This window comes from Streptomyces sp. NPDC020958 (genome assembly GCF_055562175.1).
In genome coordinates this window covers 1-19,193 of the sequence record NZ_JBVHFU010000018.1, presented here as the reverse complement: position 1 = coordinate 19,193, position 19,193 = coordinate 1, and the positions used below count along the sequence as shown (strand labels likewise).

The window sequence follows — 19,193 nt, the reverse complement described above, 5'->3', positions numbered from 1 at the left end:
GCGCTCCGGGGCCGACGGTGGCCGCTATGAGCAGCGCTTTCCCTTCGTCGGCGGGGTGCCCCTGAGGAGGTAGGTGTCGATCGCCGAGTCGATGCAGGCGCTGCCCCGGCCGTAGGCGGTGTGACCGTCGCCGACGTAGGTGAGGAGGTGGGCCGAGGCCAGCTGGCCGGCCAGGGACCGGGCCCAGGGGTAAGGGGTCGCCGGGTCCCGGGTGGTGCCGACCACGACGATCGGCGCGGCGCCCTTCGCCTCGATCCGGTGCGGCTCCCCCGTGGCCTTCACCGGCCAGTACGAGCAGTTCAGCGAGGCCCACGCCAGGTTCGGCCCGAACACCGGGGAGGCCTTCTCGAACTCGGGCAGCGCCTTCTCGACCTGCTCGGGGGTGGTGAAGGCGGGCGGCAGGTCCAGGCAGTTCACCGCGGCGTTGGCGGACATCAGGTTCGAGTAGTGGCCGTCGGAGTCCCGCTCGTAGTAGCTGTCGGAGAGGGCGAGCAGACCCGCGCCGTCGTTCTCCTTCATCGCCGCGTGCAGCGCGTCCCGCAGCTGCTCCCACTCCGCCTGGTCGTACATCGCCGCGATCACACCGGTCGTGGCGAGGGACTCGGTGAGCTTGCGGCCGTCCGCGTCGCCGGTCGGGACGGGGTGCGCGTCGAGCTTCTGGAAGAACGTCCTCATGGTGTCGGCGATCTGCTCCGGCGTACTGCCCTTGGCGCCGAGCGGGCAGTCGGTGCGCTTGGCGCAGTCCTTCGCGAAGGACTGGAACGCCGTCTCGAACCCCGCCGTCTGCTCCAGGTTCAGCCGGCGCGCGGTCAGCGAGGGGTCCATCGCACCGTCCAGCACCATCCGGCCCACCCGGTCCGGGAAGAGCCCCGCGTAGGTGGCGCCGAGGAACGTGCCGTAGGACGCCCCCACGTAGTTCAGCTTCTGGTCGCCCAGGACCGCCCGCAGGATGTCCATGTCGCGTGCCGAGTCGACGGTGGAGACGTGCCGCAGCAGCTGCGCCGCATGCGTCCCGCAGGCCTCCGCGAACTTCTTGTACGCCCCGACCAGCTGGTTCGTCTCCTGCTGGTCGTCGGGCGTCATGTCGGTCTCGGTGAACGCGTCCATCTGCCGCCCGTTCAGGCACTGCACGGGCTCGCTGCGGGCGACTCCCCGCGGGTCGACCGCGACCATGTCGTAGCGGGCCCGGACCTCGGCGGGGTAGCCGATGCCGGCGTACTGCTGGAGGTAGTCGACCGCCGAGCCCCCCGGCCCGCCCGGGTTGACCAGCAGCGAACCGAGCGGCTTCGCCCTGCCGGTCGCCTTCTTCCGGGCCACCGCCAGCCGGACGTCGCCCGCGCCGGGCCTGGCGTAGTCCAGCGGGGCCTTCATCGTGGCGCACTGGAAGCCGGGGACACCGCAGTCGCGCCAGCTGAGCTTCTGGTCGTAGTACTGCGCCAGCGCGGACGGCGTCGCACGGGGCAGCGCGGCCAGCTCGGCGGTACCGGCCGAGGTCGCCGCCGACGACGCCGTCGCCGCGCTCCCCGGGGAGGAGCACCCGGAGACGAGCAGGGCGGCGGCCGAGAGCAGGGCGGCCGCCATGGTCCGGGTGCGGGGGGTCCGGGGCCGATTTCGGTTCTGGCGGGGCATTCGCCTGATGTGCATCAATCGAGCGTAACGCCGAGGAATGATCTCCGTGCAGTGCGAGCCGCGCGTGGCTCGTACGGGTGACCCCGGTCAACGACGGACCAGAGGTGCGTACGGCGTTCAGCCCGCTCTCAGGGCCATCGTCATCGCCTCCACCGCCAGCAGCGGCGCCACGTTGCGGTCCAGGGCGTCCCGGCAGGCGGCGATCGCCTCGATCCGGCGCAGCGTCGCCTCGGGCGAGCCGGCCCGTGCCAGCCGTTCCAAGGCGTCCTCGGCGTCCACGTTGGCGATCGCGACCCGGGAGCCGAGCTGGAGGGCGAGGACGTCCCGGTAGAAGCCGGTCAGGTCGGTGAGGGCGACGTCGAGGCTGTCGCGCTGGGTCCTGGTGCGGCGGCGTTTCTGCATGTCCTCCAGGTCTTTCAGCACACCAGCCGTGCCGCGCGGCAGCCGACCGCCCTGGGCCGCGCCGAGCGCCGCCTTCAGCTCCTCGGTCTCCTTGCCGTCCATCTCCTCCGCGAGCTGCTTGGCGGCCTCGGCCGCCGCGTCCACCAGCTCCTGGGCGGCCTTCAGACACGCGCCGACCTCGTCCAGCCGCAACGGCAGCTTCAGCACGGCCGCGCGGCGCTCACGGGCCGCCGGGTCGGTGGCCAGGCGGCGGGCCCGGTCGACGTGTCCCTGGGTGGCGCGGGCCGCGTTCGCCGCGGTCGCCGGGTCGACGCCCTCGCGCCGGACGAGCATGTCGGCGACCGCCTGGACCGACGGCGTGCTCAGGTTCAGGTGGCGGCAGCGGGAGCGGATCGTGGGCAGCACGTCCTCGATCGAGGGAGCGCACAGCAGCCAGACCGTGCGGGGGGCCGGCTCCTCGACGGCCTTGAGGACGGCGTTGGCGGATTTCTCGTTCAGCCGCTCGGCGTCCTCGACCAGGATGATCTGCCAGCGGCCGGTCGCCGGGGACGTGTAGGACTTGCGGACCGTGTCACGCATGTCCTTGACCAGGATCTCGGTGCCGACGGCGGCGACGGTCGTGACGTCCGCGTGGGTGCCGACCAGCGCGGTGTGGCAGCCGTCGCAGAAGCCGCAGCCGGGGGCGCCGCCGAGGGCGCGGTCGGGGCTGACGCACTGCAGGGCGGCGGCGAAGGCCCGCGCCGTCTGGTTGCGGCCGGCGCCGGGCGGCCCCGTGAACAGCCAGGCGTGGGTCATCTTCGACGCCTCCGGCAGCGGCTGGTCGGCCGCCGCGGCGGTGACGAGGGCGTCGGCGTCCCGGGCGGCGGCGGTGAGCACCTCGCTCACCCGCTCCTGCCCGACGATGTCGTCCCATACGGTCATGGGTCACGCCGCCCTTTCCCCACACATTCCCGGCACGGCCGGTACACACGTCCCGGCCCGGCACCCGCGTCCCGGTCCGGCTTCCATTGTGCGGGCGCCCACTGACAACGGGGGCGGCACCGGTCGGCGCCGCCCCCGCACGCTCGCGTCATGCCCGCGCGGCCCGCGGCCGCGCCCGCCCGCGTTTCAGCCGCGTCGCCCGCGACCCCGGCGGCCACGCTCGTCGTCGGGCCCCTGCTCCTCGTACGAGCCGAGCAGCTCGTCCGCCAGCGACGGCAGGTCGTCCAGCGGGGTCTCCTCCGCCCAGTCGGGCCGGGGGCGCCGCCGGGCCGGACCGTCGGCACCGGCACCCGTTTCGGCGTCGGCGTCGATCTGCGGCAGCTCGCGCGTGCGGTCCTCGGAACCGTCGGGGCTCCCGCCCGTCCGCTCGTCCCGGAAGAAGCCGCGCGGCATCCGGTCCGCCGGGCCGTCCCCGGCCGCCGAGGCGTCGTCGCGCACCGGAGGCAGCACGGCGGTCTCGTCGGCCGCGCCGGACCGCACCGGCGGCAGCACCGCCGTCTCGTCGGCAGCACCTCCCGGCGTCACAGGGGGCAGCACAGCCGTCTCGTCAGCCGCGCCCGGCGGCACCGGCGGCAGCACCGCCGTCTCGTCGGCGGCACCCCGGGGCTCCTTGCCCGGCACCGGCGGCTGCGGCAGCTTCGCCGTGACCTCGGACTCCGACTCGGACTGCCGGGCCGCCGACGCCGGCTCGTCCCGTACCGGACGCAGCACCTTCGTCTCGTCGTCCCGGCCCGCCGGCTGCACCACCGGCGTCGGCATGGTCGTCGCCTCCGGGGTGACGCCGGGCGCCTTCGGCTGCGGGACCGCCGGCCGGTGGGCGGCCGCGTCCGCCGCTGCCGCCGCCTCCGCCGCGGCGCGCCGCGCCTGCTCGGCCTTGACGAGGGCCTCCTCGGCCTTGCGCTGCTTCTCCAGGCGCCGCTCCTCGGCCTCGGCGCGCAGCCGGGCCTCCTCCTCGGCCTGCTTGCGGCGCCGCTCCTCCTCGGCCTTGCGGCGGGCCTCGGCCTCCGCGCGGGCCTTCTCCTCGGCGAGCAGCCTGGCCTGCTCCTCCTCGGCACGCTTGCGCGCCTCCTCGGCCCGCAGCCGGGCCTCCTCCGCCTGCCGTTCGGCCTCGCGGCGCTGCGCCTCCTCCAGCTCGCGGCGCTTGCGCTCCTCCTCCTCGGCGCGCAGCTTGGCGAGCTGCTCCTGGCGCTCCCGCTCCAGGCGCTCCTCCTCGGCCTTGCGGGCGGCCTCCTCCTCGGCCTTGCGGCGGGCTTCTTCCTCGGCCTTCCGGCGCGCCTCCTCGGCGGCCTTGATCTCGGCCTCCGACATCGGCAGCACGGTGTCCAGGCGCGCCCGGACGACGGTGGTGACGGCCTCGGCCTCCTGGCCGGCGTCGACCACCAGGTAGCGGCCGGGATCGGAGGCGGCCAGGGTGAGGAAACCGGCCCGCACGCGCGCGTGGAACTCGGCGGGTTCCGACTCCAGCCGGTCGGGCGCCTCGGTGAACCGCTCGCGGGCGGTCTCCGGGTCCACGTCCAGCAGGACGGTCAGGTGCGGCACGAGGCCGTCGGTCGCCCAGCGGTTGATGCGGGCCACCTCGGTCGGGGACAGGTCGCGGCCCGCGCCCTGGTAGGCGACGGACGAGTCGATGTACCGGTCGGAGATGACGACCGCGCCGCGCTCCAGGGCGGGCCGGACGACGGTGTCGACGTGCTCCGCGCGGTCGGCGGCGTACAGCAGCGCCTCCGCGCGGTGCGACAGACCGGCCGACGACACGTCGAGGAGGATCGAGCGCAGCCGCTTGCCGACCGGGGTGGCGCCCGGCTCGCGGGTGAGGACGACCTCGTGGCCCTTGGCTCGGATCCACTCGGCGAGGGCCTCGGCCTGGGTGGACTTGCCGGCGCCGTCGCCGCCCTCCAGGGCGATGAAGAAACCGTTGGCGGTGGGCGCCTCGTCCGGGTCGTCGCCGCCGAGCAGCGCGTCCCGCAGGTCGTGGCGCAGTGGTACGCCCGCGCGGTCGTCGACCTTGGCCAGCACGAGCGCGGCCACCGGCAGCAGCAGCGCGCCGACCAGCATCAGGGTGAACGCGGCGCCGCCGTGCGCGAACACGAACTTGCCGTTCTCCAGCCGGTGCGGGCCGATCAGCGCGGCCACCAGGGGCGCGATCAGCGCGCCGAGCGCTATGGCGACCCGGACCACCGCGTGCAGGTGCTCGGTCGTGCGCGCCCGCCGGAAGTCCTCGGTCTCCTGGTCGAGCAGGGTGTGCCCGGTGTTGGCGGCGACGCCGGCGCCGATCCCGGCCAGCGCGACGACCAGGACCACGGTGGTGACGTCCGGGACCAGGCCCGCGGCCAGCAGCGCGACGCCGGTGAAGGCGATGGCCAGCGACAGCAGCCGGCGGCGCGAGAGCGTCGGCAGCAGCTGGGGCGCGGTGCGGATGCCGACCGCGACGCCACCGGTCAGGGCGAGCACCAGCAGGCCGTACAGGACCGGGCCGCCGCCCAGGTCCTTGGCGTGCAGCACGGAGACGGCGACGGCCGCGGAGATCGCCCCGGCGACGGCCGCGCAGGCCAGCACGAGCAGCGGGATGGCGCCGGTGCGGCCCGTGTCGGTGCCGGTGCCGGTCCTGGGGCGGCGCAGGCCCTCCAGCGGGGACCGCGGGCGCGGGGTGCGGGTGCCGGGCACCTCCAGGTAGACCAGCACGGAGAGCGACCCGGCGAACAGGCCGGCCGCCACGTACGAGCCGAGGGCCGCCTGGTGCTGGGCGAACCAGGCGATGCCCGTGCCCAGGAGGTTGTTGACCAGCGAGGCGGCGACGAGCGTGGCCGCGGCGAGCGGGACGGCGAGGAAGGTGGTGCGCAGCGACAGCCGGCGCAGGGCGTCCAGGTGGTCGGGCAGCGGTCGTACCGTCGCGCCCTCCAGGGGCGGGGCGGGCAGCAGCGCGGGGGCCGCGCTCTCCCGGCAGACGGTCCAGAAGCGCTCGGCGATCCCGGTGACGAAGGCGGTCACCAGGAGCAGGGCCGGGGCGTTGCCGGGTGTCCAGTCGATCCACAGGGGGGCGATGATCAGCAGGACGGCGCGCAGACCGTCGGCGCCGACCATGGTCCAGCGGCGGTCGAGCGGGCCGTCGGTCGCGGTCAGGGTGGTGAGCGGGCCCAGCAGGACCGCGCCGAAGAGGAGAGTGGCGAGAATGCGCACCCCGAAGACGATCGCCACCGCGAACGCCACGCCCCGGTAGCCGCCGCCGAACGACCCTTCGGCGACGGCCGCCTGGAGCGTCAGCACGACCAGCACGAGCAGTGCCAGGCTGTCGCCCACTCCGCTCACCAGCTGGGCGCTCCACAACCGCCTCAGCTCGGGTCGGCGCAGCAGCGAGCGGACGGCGCGCTCGCGGGAATCCGCTACCAGCGCGTCGTCCGGGTCTGTCTGGGGGGCCGTTGGCTGATCGGCTCGCGTCATGCTTTCAGCCTATCGGCAGCCACCGACAGCCCGCGGCGACCGTCCCGACGTACGCGCGCCCCGACACCAAGTTGATGCCGGGGCGTTCGCAATGCGAAGCCGATGTGACGGATGTGACCGTTGTGAGCCGACGGTTCACGACGGCTCGGTGCCGGGCTAGTCCTCCGCGGTCGCCGTCCGGGAGGCGGCCGTCGTCTTCTTCGCCGCGGCGGTCGTCTTCTTGGCGGCCGCGGCGGTCGTGGTCTTCTTCGCCGCGGTCTTCTTGGCGGCCGTCTTCTTCGCGGGTGCGGCCTTCTTGGCGGTCGTGGTCTTCTTGGCGGTCGTGGTCTTCTTCGCGGGCGCCTTCTTCGCCGTCTTCTTGGCGGGCCCCTTCGCCCGCTTCTCGGCGAGCAGTTCGAAGCCGCGCTCGGGGGTGATCGTCTCGACGCTGTCGCCGGAGCGCAGGGTCGCGTTGGTCTCCCCGTCGGTGACGTACGGACCGAAACGGCCGTCCTTCACCACGACCGGCTTCTCGCTGACCGGGTCGGTGCCCAGCTCCTTCAGCGGCGGCTTGGCGGCGGCCCGGCCGCGCTGCTTGGGCTGGGAGTAGATCCCCAGCGCCTCTTCGAGGGTGATCGTGAAGAGCTGGTCCTCGGAGGTGAGCGAACGCGAGTCCGTGCCCTTCTTCAGGTACGGCCCGTACCGCCCGTTCTGCGCGGTGATCTCCTGGCCCTCGGCGTCGGTGCCGACGACGCGCGGCAGCGACATCAGCTTCAACGCGTCCGCCAGCGTGACCGTGTCCAGGGACATGGTCTTGAAGAGCGACGCGGTGCGCGGCTTGACCGCGTTCTTGCCGGTCTTCGGGGTGCCCTCGGGGAGCACCTCGGTGACGTACGGGCCGTAGCGGCCGTCGCGGGCGATGATCTGGTGGCCCGTCTCCGGGTCGGTGCCCAGCTCGAAGTCGCCGCTCGGCTTGGCGAGCAGTTCCTCCGCGAGCTCGACGGACAGCTCGTCCGGCGCCAGGTCCTCCGGAACGTCCGCGCGCTGGTGACCCTCGGCGTCCTTCTCGCCGCGCTCGATGTACGGGCCGTAGCGCCCGACCCGCAGCACGATGCCGTTGCCCACCGGGAACGAGGACACCTCGCGCGCGTCGATCGCACCGAGGTCGGTGACCAGCTCCTTGAGGCCGCCGAGGTGGTCCCCGTCGCCGTTGCCGGCGTCGGCCGCGCCGCCGACGGCGGTGCCCTCGCCGAAGTAGAAGCGCTTGAGCCACGGCACGGCCTGGGCCTGGCCGGCGGCGATGCGGTCGAGGTCGTCCTCCATGCGGGCGGTGAAGTCGTAGTCGACCAGCCGGCCGAAGTGCTTCTCCAGGAGGTTGACCACGGCGAAGGACAGGAAGGACGGCACGAGGGCCGTGCCCTTCTTGAAGACGTAGCCGCGGTCGAGGATGGTGCCGATGATCGACGCGTACGTCGACGGGCGGCCGATCTCGCGCTCTTCCAGCTCCTTGACCAGCGAGGCCTCGGTGTAGCGGGCCGGGGGCTTGGTGGCGTGCCCGTCGACCGTGATCTCCTCGGCGGACAGCGCGTCGCCCTCGCTGACCTGGGGCAGCCGGCGCTCGCGGTCGTCCAGCTCGGCGTTCGGGTCGTCGGCGCCCTCCACGTAGGCCTTGAGGAAGCCGTGGAAGGTGATGGTCTTGCCGGAGGCGCTGAACTCGGCGTCCCGGCCGTCGGAGGCGGTGCCGCCGATCTTCACGGTGACGGAGTTACCGGTCGCGTCCTTCATCTGGGAGGCGACGGTCCGCTTCCAGATCAGTTCGTAGAGCTTGAACTGGTCGCCGGTCAGGCCGGTCTCCGCCGGGGTGCGGAAACGATCACCCGAGGGGCGGATCGCCTCGTGCGCCTCCTGCGCGTTCTTGACCTTGGCGGCGTACGTCCGCGGGGCCGGAGGCAGGTAGTCGGCACCGTACAGCTGCGTGACCTGGGCGCGGGCGGCCGCGATCGCGGTGTCGCTCAGCGTCGTGGAGTCGGTACGCATGTAGGTGATGTAGCCGTTCTCGTACAGCTTCTGGGCCACCTGCATGGTGGCCTTCGCGCCGAAACCGAGCTTGCGCGAGGCCTCCTGCTGGAGGGTCGTCGTACGGAACGGGGCGTACGGCGAGCGGCGGTACGGCTTGGACTCGACCGAGCGGACCGCGAACCGGGTGTTCTCCAGCGCGGCGGCGAGGGCGCGGGCGTTCGCCTCGTCCAGGTGGAGGGTGTTCGCGCTCTTGAGCTGCCCGAGCGAGTCGAAGTCACGGCCCTGGGCGACGCGCCTGCCGTCGACGGCCTGGAGGCGGGCGACCAGCGAGGACGGGTCGGACGGATCGCCCGCGCGGCCGGTCGCGAAGGTGCCCGTCAGGTCCCAGTACTCGGCGGACCGGAACGCGATGCGCTCGCGTTCCCGCTCGACGACGAGCCGGGTGGCCACGGACTGGACGCGGCCGGCCGACAGTCGCGGCATGACCTTCTTCCACAGGACCGGCGAGACCTCGTAGCCGTAGAGGCGGTCGAGGATGCGGCGGGTCTCCTGGGCGTCGACGAGCTTCTGGTTGAGCTGGCGCGGGTTGGCGACGGCGGCCCGGATCGCGTCCTTGGTGATCTCGTGGAAGACCATCCGCTTGACGGGGATCTTCGGCTTGAGGACCTCCTGGAGGTGCCAGGCGATCGCCTCGCCCTCGCGGTCCTCATCGGTGGCGAGGTAGAGCTCGTCGGAGTCCTTCAGCAGGTCCTTGAGCTTCTTGACCTGGGCCCGCTTGTCGGCGTTGACCACATAGATCGGCTCGAAGTCGTGCTCGACGTCCACGCCGAGGCGCCGGACCTCGCCGGTGTACTTCTCGGGCACCTCCGCGGCGCCGTTGGGAAGGTCACGGATGTGCCCGACGCTCGCTTCGACGACGTATCCGGGGCCCAGATAGCCCTTGATCGTCTTCGCCTTGGCAGGCGACTCGACGATGACGAGTCGGCGGCCGCCCTGTGCGGTCTCGCTGGTCGGGGACAACTTCGCTCTTCTCTCCGGTCGACGCTGGGGCCTCCCCAGGCCTTGCTCCCGGGGTCGTGGCACGGACACGGATGCCCGCTCACTTGGTGACGCTGCGGAGTGTGACGGTACATCCCGCCCCCGTGTCAAACGGGAAAAGCCCACAACGGCCACTCGAACGGTAACCCGACTACCGCCATTCCTGCCGCCCGGAGTCCCCGCCCGACCCCCGGCGCCACCCGGAGCGTGACGCTCCCCTTACTCCCGCGGCATCCTCACGGACGGGTCAGGCAGTACGCCCCGAGGACCAGCGCGACCACCGCGACGAGGCTCGCGAGGGCCGCCGACGCGACCTGCCCCACCCCCTGGGCGACGGGTTCGCCGCGCCGGACCCGGGTGCCCGTCCACCCCAGCAGTGCACCTCCGAACAGGGCGAACACCACCCCCGCGAAGATCGCCGGTCCGCTCTCCATGACCCGTGCGCCCCTTCCCTGCCGTCCGTGCGTGTCCAGCCTGCGGAGACTGGCACGCGGGGACGGCGGGCGGACGGCGGGCAGAAGAAATCGAGGTGAACGAGGAGGCGTAACTCACTCGAACATGCGATCGGCTGGCTACCCGGCGAACGCGGGGGCCACATTTTTCCGGCCCTTTTCCATTCCCGGCGTGTCCGGATCCCGCCCCGGCCGGTACCGGACGCCCCGGGCGGCGCGGGGGCCGCCGTCAGCCGGCCGGCTCCAGGAACCCCTGTTCCACCAGCAGCCGGATCTGCGCGGGGGTGCGGTCGCGCAGCAGCACCGGGTCCTCGCCGACCAGCTGGGCGATGGCGTCGAGAATCCGCCCCGCGCTCAGCGTGCCGTCGCACACCCCTGCGAACCCGGCGCCCACCGTGTCCACCTTGGTCGCGCGGCGCATCCCGCGGTGCTGGCGCAGCACCACGTGCTCCGGGTCCTCGGCACCGGGCAGCCCGACCTGCTCCTGGACCACCTCGACGGCGAGCTTGAAGTGCCCTTCGAGGAGACCGGCGTCGTCGTGATCACGGAGATAGTCGAGCCGTTCGAAGTGGGCGCGGATCGTGTCGCCGAGCGGTTGTTCGATCGAATGCGGCCACTCCTCGACGGTCACGGAGGGCACGGCGGCGCCCGTCCTGCGCAGCGTGATCCAGCCGAATCCCACCCCCTTCACCTTGAGCGCCTCGAACTCGTCGAGCCACGCGTCGTACCGCGCCTGGTACTGCGCCGGGTCGCCGCGGTGGTCGCCGGAGTCCCTGAGCCACAGCTCGGCGTACTGGTTGACGTCCTGCACCTCGCGCTGCACGATCCACGCGTCGCAGCCACGCGGCACCCACGACCTGACCCTGTCCTGCCAGTCCTCCCCCTCGACGTGCTGCCAGTTGGCGAGGAACTGCGCGAACCCGCCCTCGGCCAGCCGCTCCCCGGCCTGTTGAACGACCGAGCGGCACAGATCGTCCCCGCTCATCCCGCCGTCCCGGTAGGTGAGCCGGGCTCCGGGCGAGATCACGAACGGCGGGTTGGAGACGATGAGGTCGTACGTCTCCCCCTCCTTCACCGGCTCGTAGAGCGAGCCCTCGCGCAGGTCGGCCGCGGGCGCGCCGGACAGCGCCAGGGTGAGCGCCGTGATGTGCAGCGCGCGCGGGTTGAGGTCGGTCGCCGTCACGCGCGTGGCGTGCCGGGCGGCGTGCAGGGCCTGGATCCCGGAGCCCGTGCCGAGGTCGAGGGCGGCGGAGACGGGCGTACGGACGGTGATGCCGGCGAGCGTCGTGGACGCGCCGCCGACCCCGAGAACGACCTCCTCGTTCCGCTGCCCGACACCGCCGGCGCCGCCGACCGCGCAGCCGAGGTCGGACACGATGAACCAGTCCTCGCCGTCGGGTCCGCCGTACGGCCGGACGTCCACGGTGGCGGCGACCTCGGCACCGCCCACGGCGGTCAGCCAGCCGGCCTCCAGGAGGTCGTCGACAGGCAGGAAGCGGGCCACGCGCGCGTGCGGCACGGGTTGCTGGAGCAGGAACAGCCGCACGAGCGTCTCCAGCGGCGTGTCCCCGCGGGTCGCCCGGAGTGCGGGCACGGTCTCACTGCGGGCCAGCGCCGCGTACGCGGGCGCGCCGAGCAGTTCCAGGAGCCCGTCGGCGGTGAAGGAGGCGCCCAGCAGGGCGGTGCGCAGCCGGGCGGCGACGTCGGGGCGGTCGGAGGCGGGCAGGGTGGCGAGGCCGGAGTCAGTCACGCCCTCCATTGTGGCCCGCGCGCCCCATGGCACGCGGGCCCAGCGCACCCGCACGAATCCGCCGGCCGGCCCACAGCCGACCGGAGTGCCACGCCCGCGTCAGCCCGCCGTCGACGAGGCCGACGCCGAGGCCCCCGACGTCGTGGTGACCTTCTTGCAGCTGGCCTGTTCGGCGATCGCGTTCTTGACGTCGCCCTGCTCCAGGGCCTCCAGGGCCTGGGTGCCGCTCTTGTTCTGCGTCTCCAGGTCGGCCATCTGGGAGGCGACGTCGTGCAGCCCGGAGGCGAACTTCGCCTGGTCCTTGGTGTTCAGCGCGTCGACCTTCTTCTTCAGGTCGGCGTAGGAGGCGGAGAGGCTGTCGAGGTTCTTGACGACGTCCTGCTGGCGCTTGGCGCCGTCGTCGACCCCGGGGGGCGCCCCCGCACCGCTGATGGCCGCCGCGAGCGCCTTGTAGCCGTCGGACATGTCCTGGAAGGCCTGGGAGTCGGTCTTCTGGATGGTCTCGGGCGAACTCGTGGTGTTCGAGGCCGTCTGCGCGATCGCCTCGTTGGCCGCCTTGATCTTCGCGTCCTGCGCCGGCACCGCGTCGCACACGGTCTTGGCCCAGGCGATCAGCTTCGGGTCGGGGCCCTTGTCACCGCTGCTGCACCCGGACAGCGCACCTACCAGTACCGCACCGCCGGACAGTGCGGCCGCGAGCTTCTTGTTCACCGGATCGGTCCCTTCCATGGCTCTCGGCCCCCGGAATCTACACGGCGGACGGCCGCCACCCTCACGATCGGCGCCTTTTGATCCGCTTTTATGCCGATTCACTGAGGGGAGAGAAGGCTCACGACGAAACCACGCACACAGGTCTGTTTCTCCACTAATCGGGCGCGTAGCCGGAGGGAGGGGGCCGCACTGGCGCGGGAGAGCGAAACGGGCGGACGGCGCGTCAACACGCGCCGTCCGCCCGCTCCTTGGCCGGGACCCTTCGCGAGCGCCCCGGTGGGCGTCGTAGGACCGCCTACGAAACCACCGCCGGATCGGCCGACTTGGCCACCCGTTCGGAGCTCTCGTCGTCACCGACGGCGATACCGCGCCGCTTGGAGACGTACACCGCGCCGACGATCACGAGCAGTGCGAGCACCGCGATGAGGATCCGGACGCCGATGCTCTTGTCATGACCGTAGGAGAACTTGATCACCGCGGGCGCGATGAGCAGCGACACCAGGTTCATGACCTTGAGCAGCGGGTTGATCGCGGGACCCGCGGTGTCCTTGAAGGGGTCGCCGACCGTGTCACCGATCACCGTGGCGGCGTGGGCCTCACTGCCCTTGCCGCCGTGGTGGCCGTCCTCGACGAGCTTCTTCGCGTTGTCCCAGGCGCCACCGGAGTTGGCCAGGAAGACGGCCATCAGGGTGCCCGCGCCGATCGCGCCCGCGAGGTAGGAGCCGAGCGCGCCGACGCCGAGCGTGAACCCGACGAAGATGGGCGCCATCACGGCGAGCAGTCCCGGCGTGGCCAGCTCCCGCAGGGCGTCCTTGGTGCAGATGTCGACGACCTTGCCGTACTCGGGCGTCTCCGTGTAGTCCATGATCCCGGGGTGCTCGCGGAACTGCCGCCGCACCTCGAAGACCACCGAACCGGCCGATCGTGACACCGCGTTGATGGCGAGTCCGGAGAAGAGGAAGACGACCGCCGCGCCCGCGATGAGGCCGACGAGGTTGTTGGGCTGCGAGATGTCCATCGACAGGCTGAGCGGCGAGCCCGCACCGGTCAGTCTCGCCCCCACGTCCTGCACGTTGGTGGTGATCGCGTCCCGGTACGACCCGAAGAGCGCCGACGCCGCGAGGACGGCGGTGGCGATCGCGATGCCCTTGGTGATGGCCTTGGTCGTGTTGCCGACGGCGTCCAGGTTGGTGAGCACCTGCGCGCCCGCGCCCACGACGTCGCCGGACATCTCGGCGATGCCCTGGGCGTTGTCGGAGACCGGACCGAAGGTGTCCATGGCGACGATCACACCCACCGTGGTGAGCAGACCGGTGCCGGCCAGCGCCACCGCGAACAGCGCCAGCATGATCGACGTACCGCCGAGCAGGAACGCGCCGTAGACGCTCAGGCCGATCAGCAGCGCGGTGTAGACGGCCGATTCGAGGCCGACCGAGATGCCGGCGAGGACCACGGTGGCCGGGCCGGTCAGCGAGGTCTTGCCGATGTCCCTGACGGGACGCCGGTTGGTCTCGGTGAAGTAGCCGGTCAGCTGCTGGATGACGGCCGCCAGCAGGATGCCGATGGCGACCGCGACGAGCGCGAGGATCCGTGGATCGCCGCCCTTGCCCCTGATGGCCGCGTCCGTGATGCCGTTGAGGTCGGAGTACTTCCCGGGCAGATAGACGAAGACCGCGATCGCGACGAGCACGAGCGAGATCGCCGCGGAGATGAAGAAGCCGCGGTTGATGGCGGTCATGCCGCTGCGGTCGCTGCGGCGCGGCGCCACCGCGAAGATGCCGATCATCGCGGTGAGCACACCGATGGCCGGCACCAGGAGCGGGAAGGCGAGCCCGGAGTCGCCGAAGGCCGCCTTGCCGAGGATCAGCGCGGCGACCAGGGTCACCGCGTACGACTCGAAGAGGTCGGCCGCCATGCCCGCGCAGTCGCCGACGTTGTCGCCCACGTTGTCGGCGATGGTCGCGGCATTGCGCGGGTCGTCCTCCGGAATGCCCTGTTCGACCTTGCCGACCAGGTCGGCGCCGACGTCGGCGGCCTTGGTGAAGATGCCACCGCCGACACGCATGAACATGGCGATGAGGGCGGCGCCGAGGCCGAAGCCCTCGAGCACCTTCGGCGCGTCGGCCGCGTAGACCAGCACCACGCAGGAGGCGCCGAGCAGGCCGAGCCCCACCGTGAACATGCCGACGACGCCGCCCGTGCGGAAAGCGATCTTCATGGCTTTGTGCGAGACGGCGGTGAGATCCTTTTCCGGTTCGCCTTCCGCCGGGGTTGCTTCGCGGGCCGCCGCGGCGACCCGCACATTGCTGCGCACGGCGAGCCACATGCCGATATAACCGGTGGTCGCCGAGAAGGCCGCGCCGATCAGGAAGAAGATCGACCGGCCCGCGCGCTGATTCCAGTCGTCCGCGGGCAGCAGCAGAAGCAGGAAGAACACCACGACGGCGAATACGCCGAGCGTGCGCAACTGCCGGCCCAGATAGGCGTTCGCGCCTTCCTGGACCGCCGCCGCGATCTTCTTCATGCTGTCGGTGCCCTCGCCCGCCGCGAGTACCTGACGGACCAGGATCCAGGCGACCACGAGCGCGGCCAGCGCCACGGCGGCGATGACCGCCACCAGGACCCGGTTGTCGTCGGTCAGGACCGCGGCCGCGAGGGGTGTGGGGTGGCCCAACTGATGAGGGGTAGAAAGCCCCGCCATTCGTCCTCCTTGACGCTTGGGCTGAGCTCAAGATGTGGACGGATTCTAGGTACCCGGGAGTGATCTAAACAGGGGCCGGTAAACGGAATTGGCCTTCTCGTGCTCTTCAGCAAATGATCGAGGTCAGGCCACCGAACCCGAAAGTGGTAACGGCCTAAAAGCATTGACGATCACCGGTGGAGCAATCGGCGCTTGATCGAATTATCCGGCGATCTGCCGGACATCGATCGTGAATTGGTTCACGAATTCGGGCGACCGGGTGACATCCGACGGAAAATAACAAGAAGGGCCCTGCTCGCAGGGCCCTTCTTGTCGTCGATCAGGTGGCTCTCAGGTGAGCGCGACCCCCGGCGGGACGGTCGGCCAGGTCATGCGGATCAACCCGCCGTTCTCCCCGGCGGTGACCTCCACGTCGTCGACGAGACCGCTGATGACCGCGAGGCCCATCTCGTCCTCCTCGGCCTCCACGTCCGCCTCCGCCGAGGCACCGGATGCCCGGTCACCGGGAGCGGAGCGGGGCGCGTCGTCGCCGACCTCGATGGAGAACTGTTTCTCCTCCTCGATCAGCGCGACCCTTACGGGCTCGGTTATGCCGGAGCTCTGGTGCAGACCCACCGCTCGGGAACAGGCCTCGCCGACGGCCAGCCGGACCTCGTCAAGGACGGCCTCGTCCACCCCGGCCCTGCGAGCCACCGCCGCCGCCACCAGTCGGGCGGTGCGGACGTGCTCGGGCAGCGCGCTGAAGCGGAGTTCAACGGTGGCCATACGTCCCCCTCGGAACGGAACTACGGGCGTGCGGTGGGGGGCCGGGCCGCCGAGAACCCGGACCCCGATGAATTGCGTCCGCCGTGGGCACTGCGGCCCGTGAACGGCTGCCGGCACGGGCACGCGGGCCCGAACGGGCTGGGGTGGCAGGCGGGCGCGTACCGGATGTACGCGCTCGTGCCGGAGACCGGCCGGACGCCGGGGACCGATGGGCGGTCCGGGGCGCGTCGGCCGGTCCGGGTCAGTCGGTGGCCGCCACCGCTTCCTCGACCGAGGTGTGGATCGGGAACACCTTGGTGAGGCCGGTGATGCGGAAGATCTTCAGAATGCGCTCCTGGTTGCACACCAGGCGCAGCGAACCCTCATGGGCACGCACCCGCTTCAGGCCGCCGACCAGCACGCCGAGCCCGGTGGAGTCGAGGAAGTCGACGCCCTCCATGTCAACGACGAGGTGGAAATTCCCGTCGTTCACCAGCTCGACCAGCTGCTCGCGCAACTTGGGCGCGGTATATACGTCGATTTCGCCACCGACCTCGACGACCGTACGATCGCCGACTGTACGGGTCGACAGGGACAGGTCCACGGATCCTCCAGCACCTTGCTATCGAGCGGTCGCCCCTCGGGACACCTCGGCTTGCGGCCCCTGGGACGTTCGCCAGCCGCGATGGCATTCAATCACTTACCGGCAGGCGTGCACGACGCCTTGGCCCCATTGTCCGTCAAGCCGGTGACACACTCGGTCCCGATGGCCATAAATCACCGATCCGATCGACCGCCGGTTCCGGCCGTGTCCGGGTTCTCTCCGGGCACGGTCCTGGACCGGCTCGCCTCCGGGCCGAGCCGGGCTTCGCGCATCACTCATACGGAGCACTTGCCCCCGCGCGCGGGTCGGCATGCCGTCTGGCCTGACCGGATTCGCGCGGAGGTGATCGCGGCCGTGCGGGAGTGCGGCATCGAGCACCCCTGGGAGCACCAGGCACTGGCCGCCGAGCACGCCCTGGACGGCGACTCCGTGGTGGTCGCCACCGGCACCGCCTCCGGCAAGTCCCTGGCGTACCTCGTGCCCGTCCTGTCCACCCTCCTGGAGGGGTCCGAGGCACCGAACGGCCGCGGGGCCACCGCCCTCTACCTGGCGCCCACCAAGGCTCTCGCGGCCGATCAGTGCAGAGCGGTGAAGGAACTTTCACAACCGCTCGGCCACGCCGTGCGCCCCGCGGTGTACGACGGCGACACGCCGTACGAGGAACGCGAGTGGGTCCGCCAGTACGCGAACTACGTCCTCACCAACCCGGACATGCTGCACCGCGGGATTCTCCCCGGGCACCCGCGCTGGTCCTCCTTCCTGAAGTCGCTGAAGTACGTCGTCATCGACGAGTGCCACACCTACCGGGGCGTCTTCGGCTCGCACGTCGCCCAGGTACTGCGCCGGCTGCGCCGTCTTTGCGCCCGCTACGGCGCCTCCCCGGTCTTCCTGCTGGCCTCCGCGACCGCCGCCGAACCGGCCGTCGCCGCCCGCCGGCTCACCGGTCTGCCGGTGGTGGAGGTCGCCGACGACGCGTCTCCGCGGGGCGAACTGGTCTTCGCCCTGTGGGAGCCGCCGCTGACCGAGCTGCACGGCGAGAAGGGGGCCCCCGTCCGCCGTACCGCCACCGCGGAGACCGCCGACCTGCTGACCGACCTCGCCGTGCAGGGCGTGCGCTCCGTCGCCTTCGTGCGCTCCAGACGCGGCGCGGAGCTGATCTCCGTCATCACCCAGGAGCGGCTGGCCGAGGTAGACCGTTCCCTCGCCCGGCGTGTCGCGGCCTATCGCGGCGGCTACCTCCCCGAGGAGCGGCGCGCCCTGGAACGCGCGCTGCACTCCGGGGAGCTGCTCGGACTTGCCGCCACGACGGCCCTGGAGCTGGGTGTGGACGTCTCCGGCCTGGACGCCGTACTGATCGCCGGGTACCCGGGTACGAGGGCCTCTGTGTGGCAGCAGGCGGGTCGCGCGGGCCGCTCCGGCCAGGGTGCCCTCGCCGTGCTGGTCGCCCGCGACGACCCGCTGGACACCTTCCTCGTCCATCATCCCGAGGCGCTGTTCGACCAACCGGTGGAATCGACGGTCCTCGACCCCGACAACCCCTATGTCCTCGCCCCGCACCTGTGCGCCGCCGCGGCCGAGATCCCCCTCACCGACGACGATCTCGACCTCTTCGGGCCGGCCTGCGCGGAACTGCTGCCGCAGCTGGAGGCCGCGAAGCTGCTGCGCCGGCGCACCAGGGCCTGGCACTGGACCCGGCGGGAGCGGGCCGCCGACCTCACCGACATCCGCGGCGAGGGCGGCCGCCCGGTGCAGATCGTCGAGGCGGGCACCGGACGCCTGCTCGGCACGGTCGACGCGAGCGCCGCGCACTCCACCGTCCACGAGGGCGCCGTCCACCTCCACCAGGGCCGCACGTACCTCGTGCGGTCCCTGGACCTGGAGGACTCGGTGGCCCTGGTCGAACAGGCCGACCCGCCGTACTCCACGGTCGCCCGCGACACCACGGCCATCTCCGTCCTGGAGACCGACGTCGAGGTCCCCTGGGGCGACGGCCGTCTCTGCTACGGCTCCGTCGAGGTCACCAACCAGGTGGTCTCCTTCCTCCGGCGCCGGCTCATCACCGGCGAAGTCCTGGGCGAGACGAAACTCGACCTCCCTCCTCGTACGCTGCGCACCCGGGCGGTGTGGTGGACCGTCACCGAGGACCAGCTCGACGAGGCCCGGATCGCCCCGGAGATCCTCGGCGGCGCCCTGCACGCCGCCGAGCACGCCTCCATCGGCCTGCTCCCGCTCTTCGCGACCTGCGACCGCTGGGACATCGGCGGCGTGTCGATCCCGCTGCACCCGGACACACTCCTGCCGACGGTCTTCGTCTACGACGGCCACCCGGGCGGCGCGGGCTTCGCGGAGCGCGCCTTCCACACGGCCCGCACCTGGCTCACGGCCACCCGGGAGGCGATCGCCGCGTGCGAGTGCGACGCCGGCTGCCCCTCCTGCATCCAGTCCCCCAAGTGCGGCAACGGGAACGAGCCCTTGCACAAGCGGGGGGCGGTACGGCTCCTCACGGTGCTGCTGAAGGGGGCGCCGGACTAGGGGCTGTCCGGCGGATCATGCCGCAGACGCGGGGTCTGGCACGCCCTCCCCCACTGCCCGAAAGGCGTGGGGGGACCCCCAGCGGCGTTGTCGTCGGTCGCCGACGTCCCCCAGCCTGCGGCCGGGAGGTGCCCCCACCGCGTCGCCCGCCGCGGCAGCGGCTGATCGGCCACGGCTCCTCCGCCGTGCAGCCGGACGCACCAGACCCCGCTC

Annotated in this window: 11 protein-coding genes; 1 reads left to right on the top strand and 10 read right to left on the bottom strand. The window is 72.1% G+C overall.

Annotated elements, in window-relative coordinates; genetic code table 11:
- Positions 1-24 precede the first annotated feature (24 nt).
- The 10 genes from ACZ3KP_RS35135 to bldG form a co-directional block, all read right to left on the bottom strand.
- Complete coding sequence (locus ACZ3KP_RS35135; RefSeq protein ID WP_467504560.1) at positions 25-1,644, bottom strand: alpha/beta hydrolase; 1,620 nt, start codon at positions 1,642-1,644, stop codon at positions 25-27.
- 102 nt (positions 1,645-1,746) lie between these two features.
- Positions 1,747-2,952 carry a DNA polymerase III subunit delta' gene (locus ACZ3KP_RS35130; RefSeq protein WP_467504559.1) on the bottom strand — a complete coding sequence of 402 codons (1,206 nt, stop codon included), beginning with the start codon at positions 2,950-2,952 and terminating at the stop codon, positions 1,747-1,749.
- 186 nt (positions 2,953-3,138) lie between these two features.
- Positions 3,139-6,450 carry a dTMP kinase gene (gene tmk, locus ACZ3KP_RS35125; protein WP_467504557.1) on the bottom strand — a complete coding sequence of 1,104 codons (3,312 nt, stop codon included), beginning with the start codon at positions 6,448-6,450 and terminating at the stop codon, positions 3,139-3,141.
- 156 nt (positions 6,451-6,606) lie between these two features.
- On the bottom strand, positions 6,607-9,468 hold the full coding sequence (gene topA / locus ACZ3KP_RS35120; protein WP_467504555.1) for a type I DNA topoisomerase: 2,862 nt from the start codon (positions 9,466-9,468) through the stop codon (positions 6,607-6,609).
- Between the two features lie 254 nt (positions 9,469-9,722).
- Complete coding sequence (locus tag ACZ3KP_RS35115; protein WP_132889465.1) at positions 9,723-9,920, bottom strand: hypothetical protein; 198 nt, start codon at positions 9,918-9,920, stop codon at positions 9,723-9,725.
- A gap of 247 nt (positions 9,921-10,167) precedes the next feature.
- Positions 10,168-11,697, bottom strand: a complete 1,530-nt coding sequence (locus tag ACZ3KP_RS35110) for a DUF7059 domain-containing protein (protein WP_467504553.1) — start codon at positions 11,695-11,697, stop codon at positions 10,168-10,170.
- Between the two features lie 90 nt (positions 11,698-11,787).
- Positions 11,788-12,417 (bottom strand): small secreted protein, encoded by a 630-nt coding sequence (locus tag ACZ3KP_RS35105; protein WP_467504551.1) that lies wholly within the window; start codon positions 12,415-12,417, stop codon positions 11,788-11,790.
- 277 nt (positions 12,418-12,694) lie between these two features.
- Entirely contained in the window at positions 12,695-15,100 is a 2,406-nt protein-coding gene (locus ACZ3KP_RS35100) for a sodium-translocating pyrophosphatase (RefSeq protein ID WP_467504550.1), read from the bottom strand.
- Positions 15,101-15,430: 330 nt separating this feature from the next.
- Entirely contained in the window at positions 15,431-15,865 is a 435-nt protein-coding gene (locus ACZ3KP_RS35095; protein WP_132889469.1) for an ATP-binding protein, read from the bottom strand.
- A gap of 241 nt (positions 15,866-16,106) precedes the next feature.
- Positions 16,107-16,448 carry an anti-sigma factor antagonist BldG gene (gene bldG / locus ACZ3KP_RS35090; protein ID WP_010986038.1) on the bottom strand — a complete coding sequence of 114 codons (342 nt, stop codon included), beginning with the start codon at positions 16,446-16,448 and terminating at the stop codon, positions 16,107-16,109.
- An 81-nt stretch (positions 16,449-16,529) separates the two neighbouring features.
- Between bldG and ACZ3KP_RS35085 the strand changes: the two genes are divergently transcribed.
- Positions 16,530-18,980, top strand: a complete 2,451-nt coding sequence (locus ACZ3KP_RS35085; protein ID WP_467504548.1) for a DEAD/DEAH box helicase — start codon at positions 16,530-16,532, stop codon at positions 18,978-18,980.
- Positions 18,981-19,193: the final 213 nt, after the last annotated feature.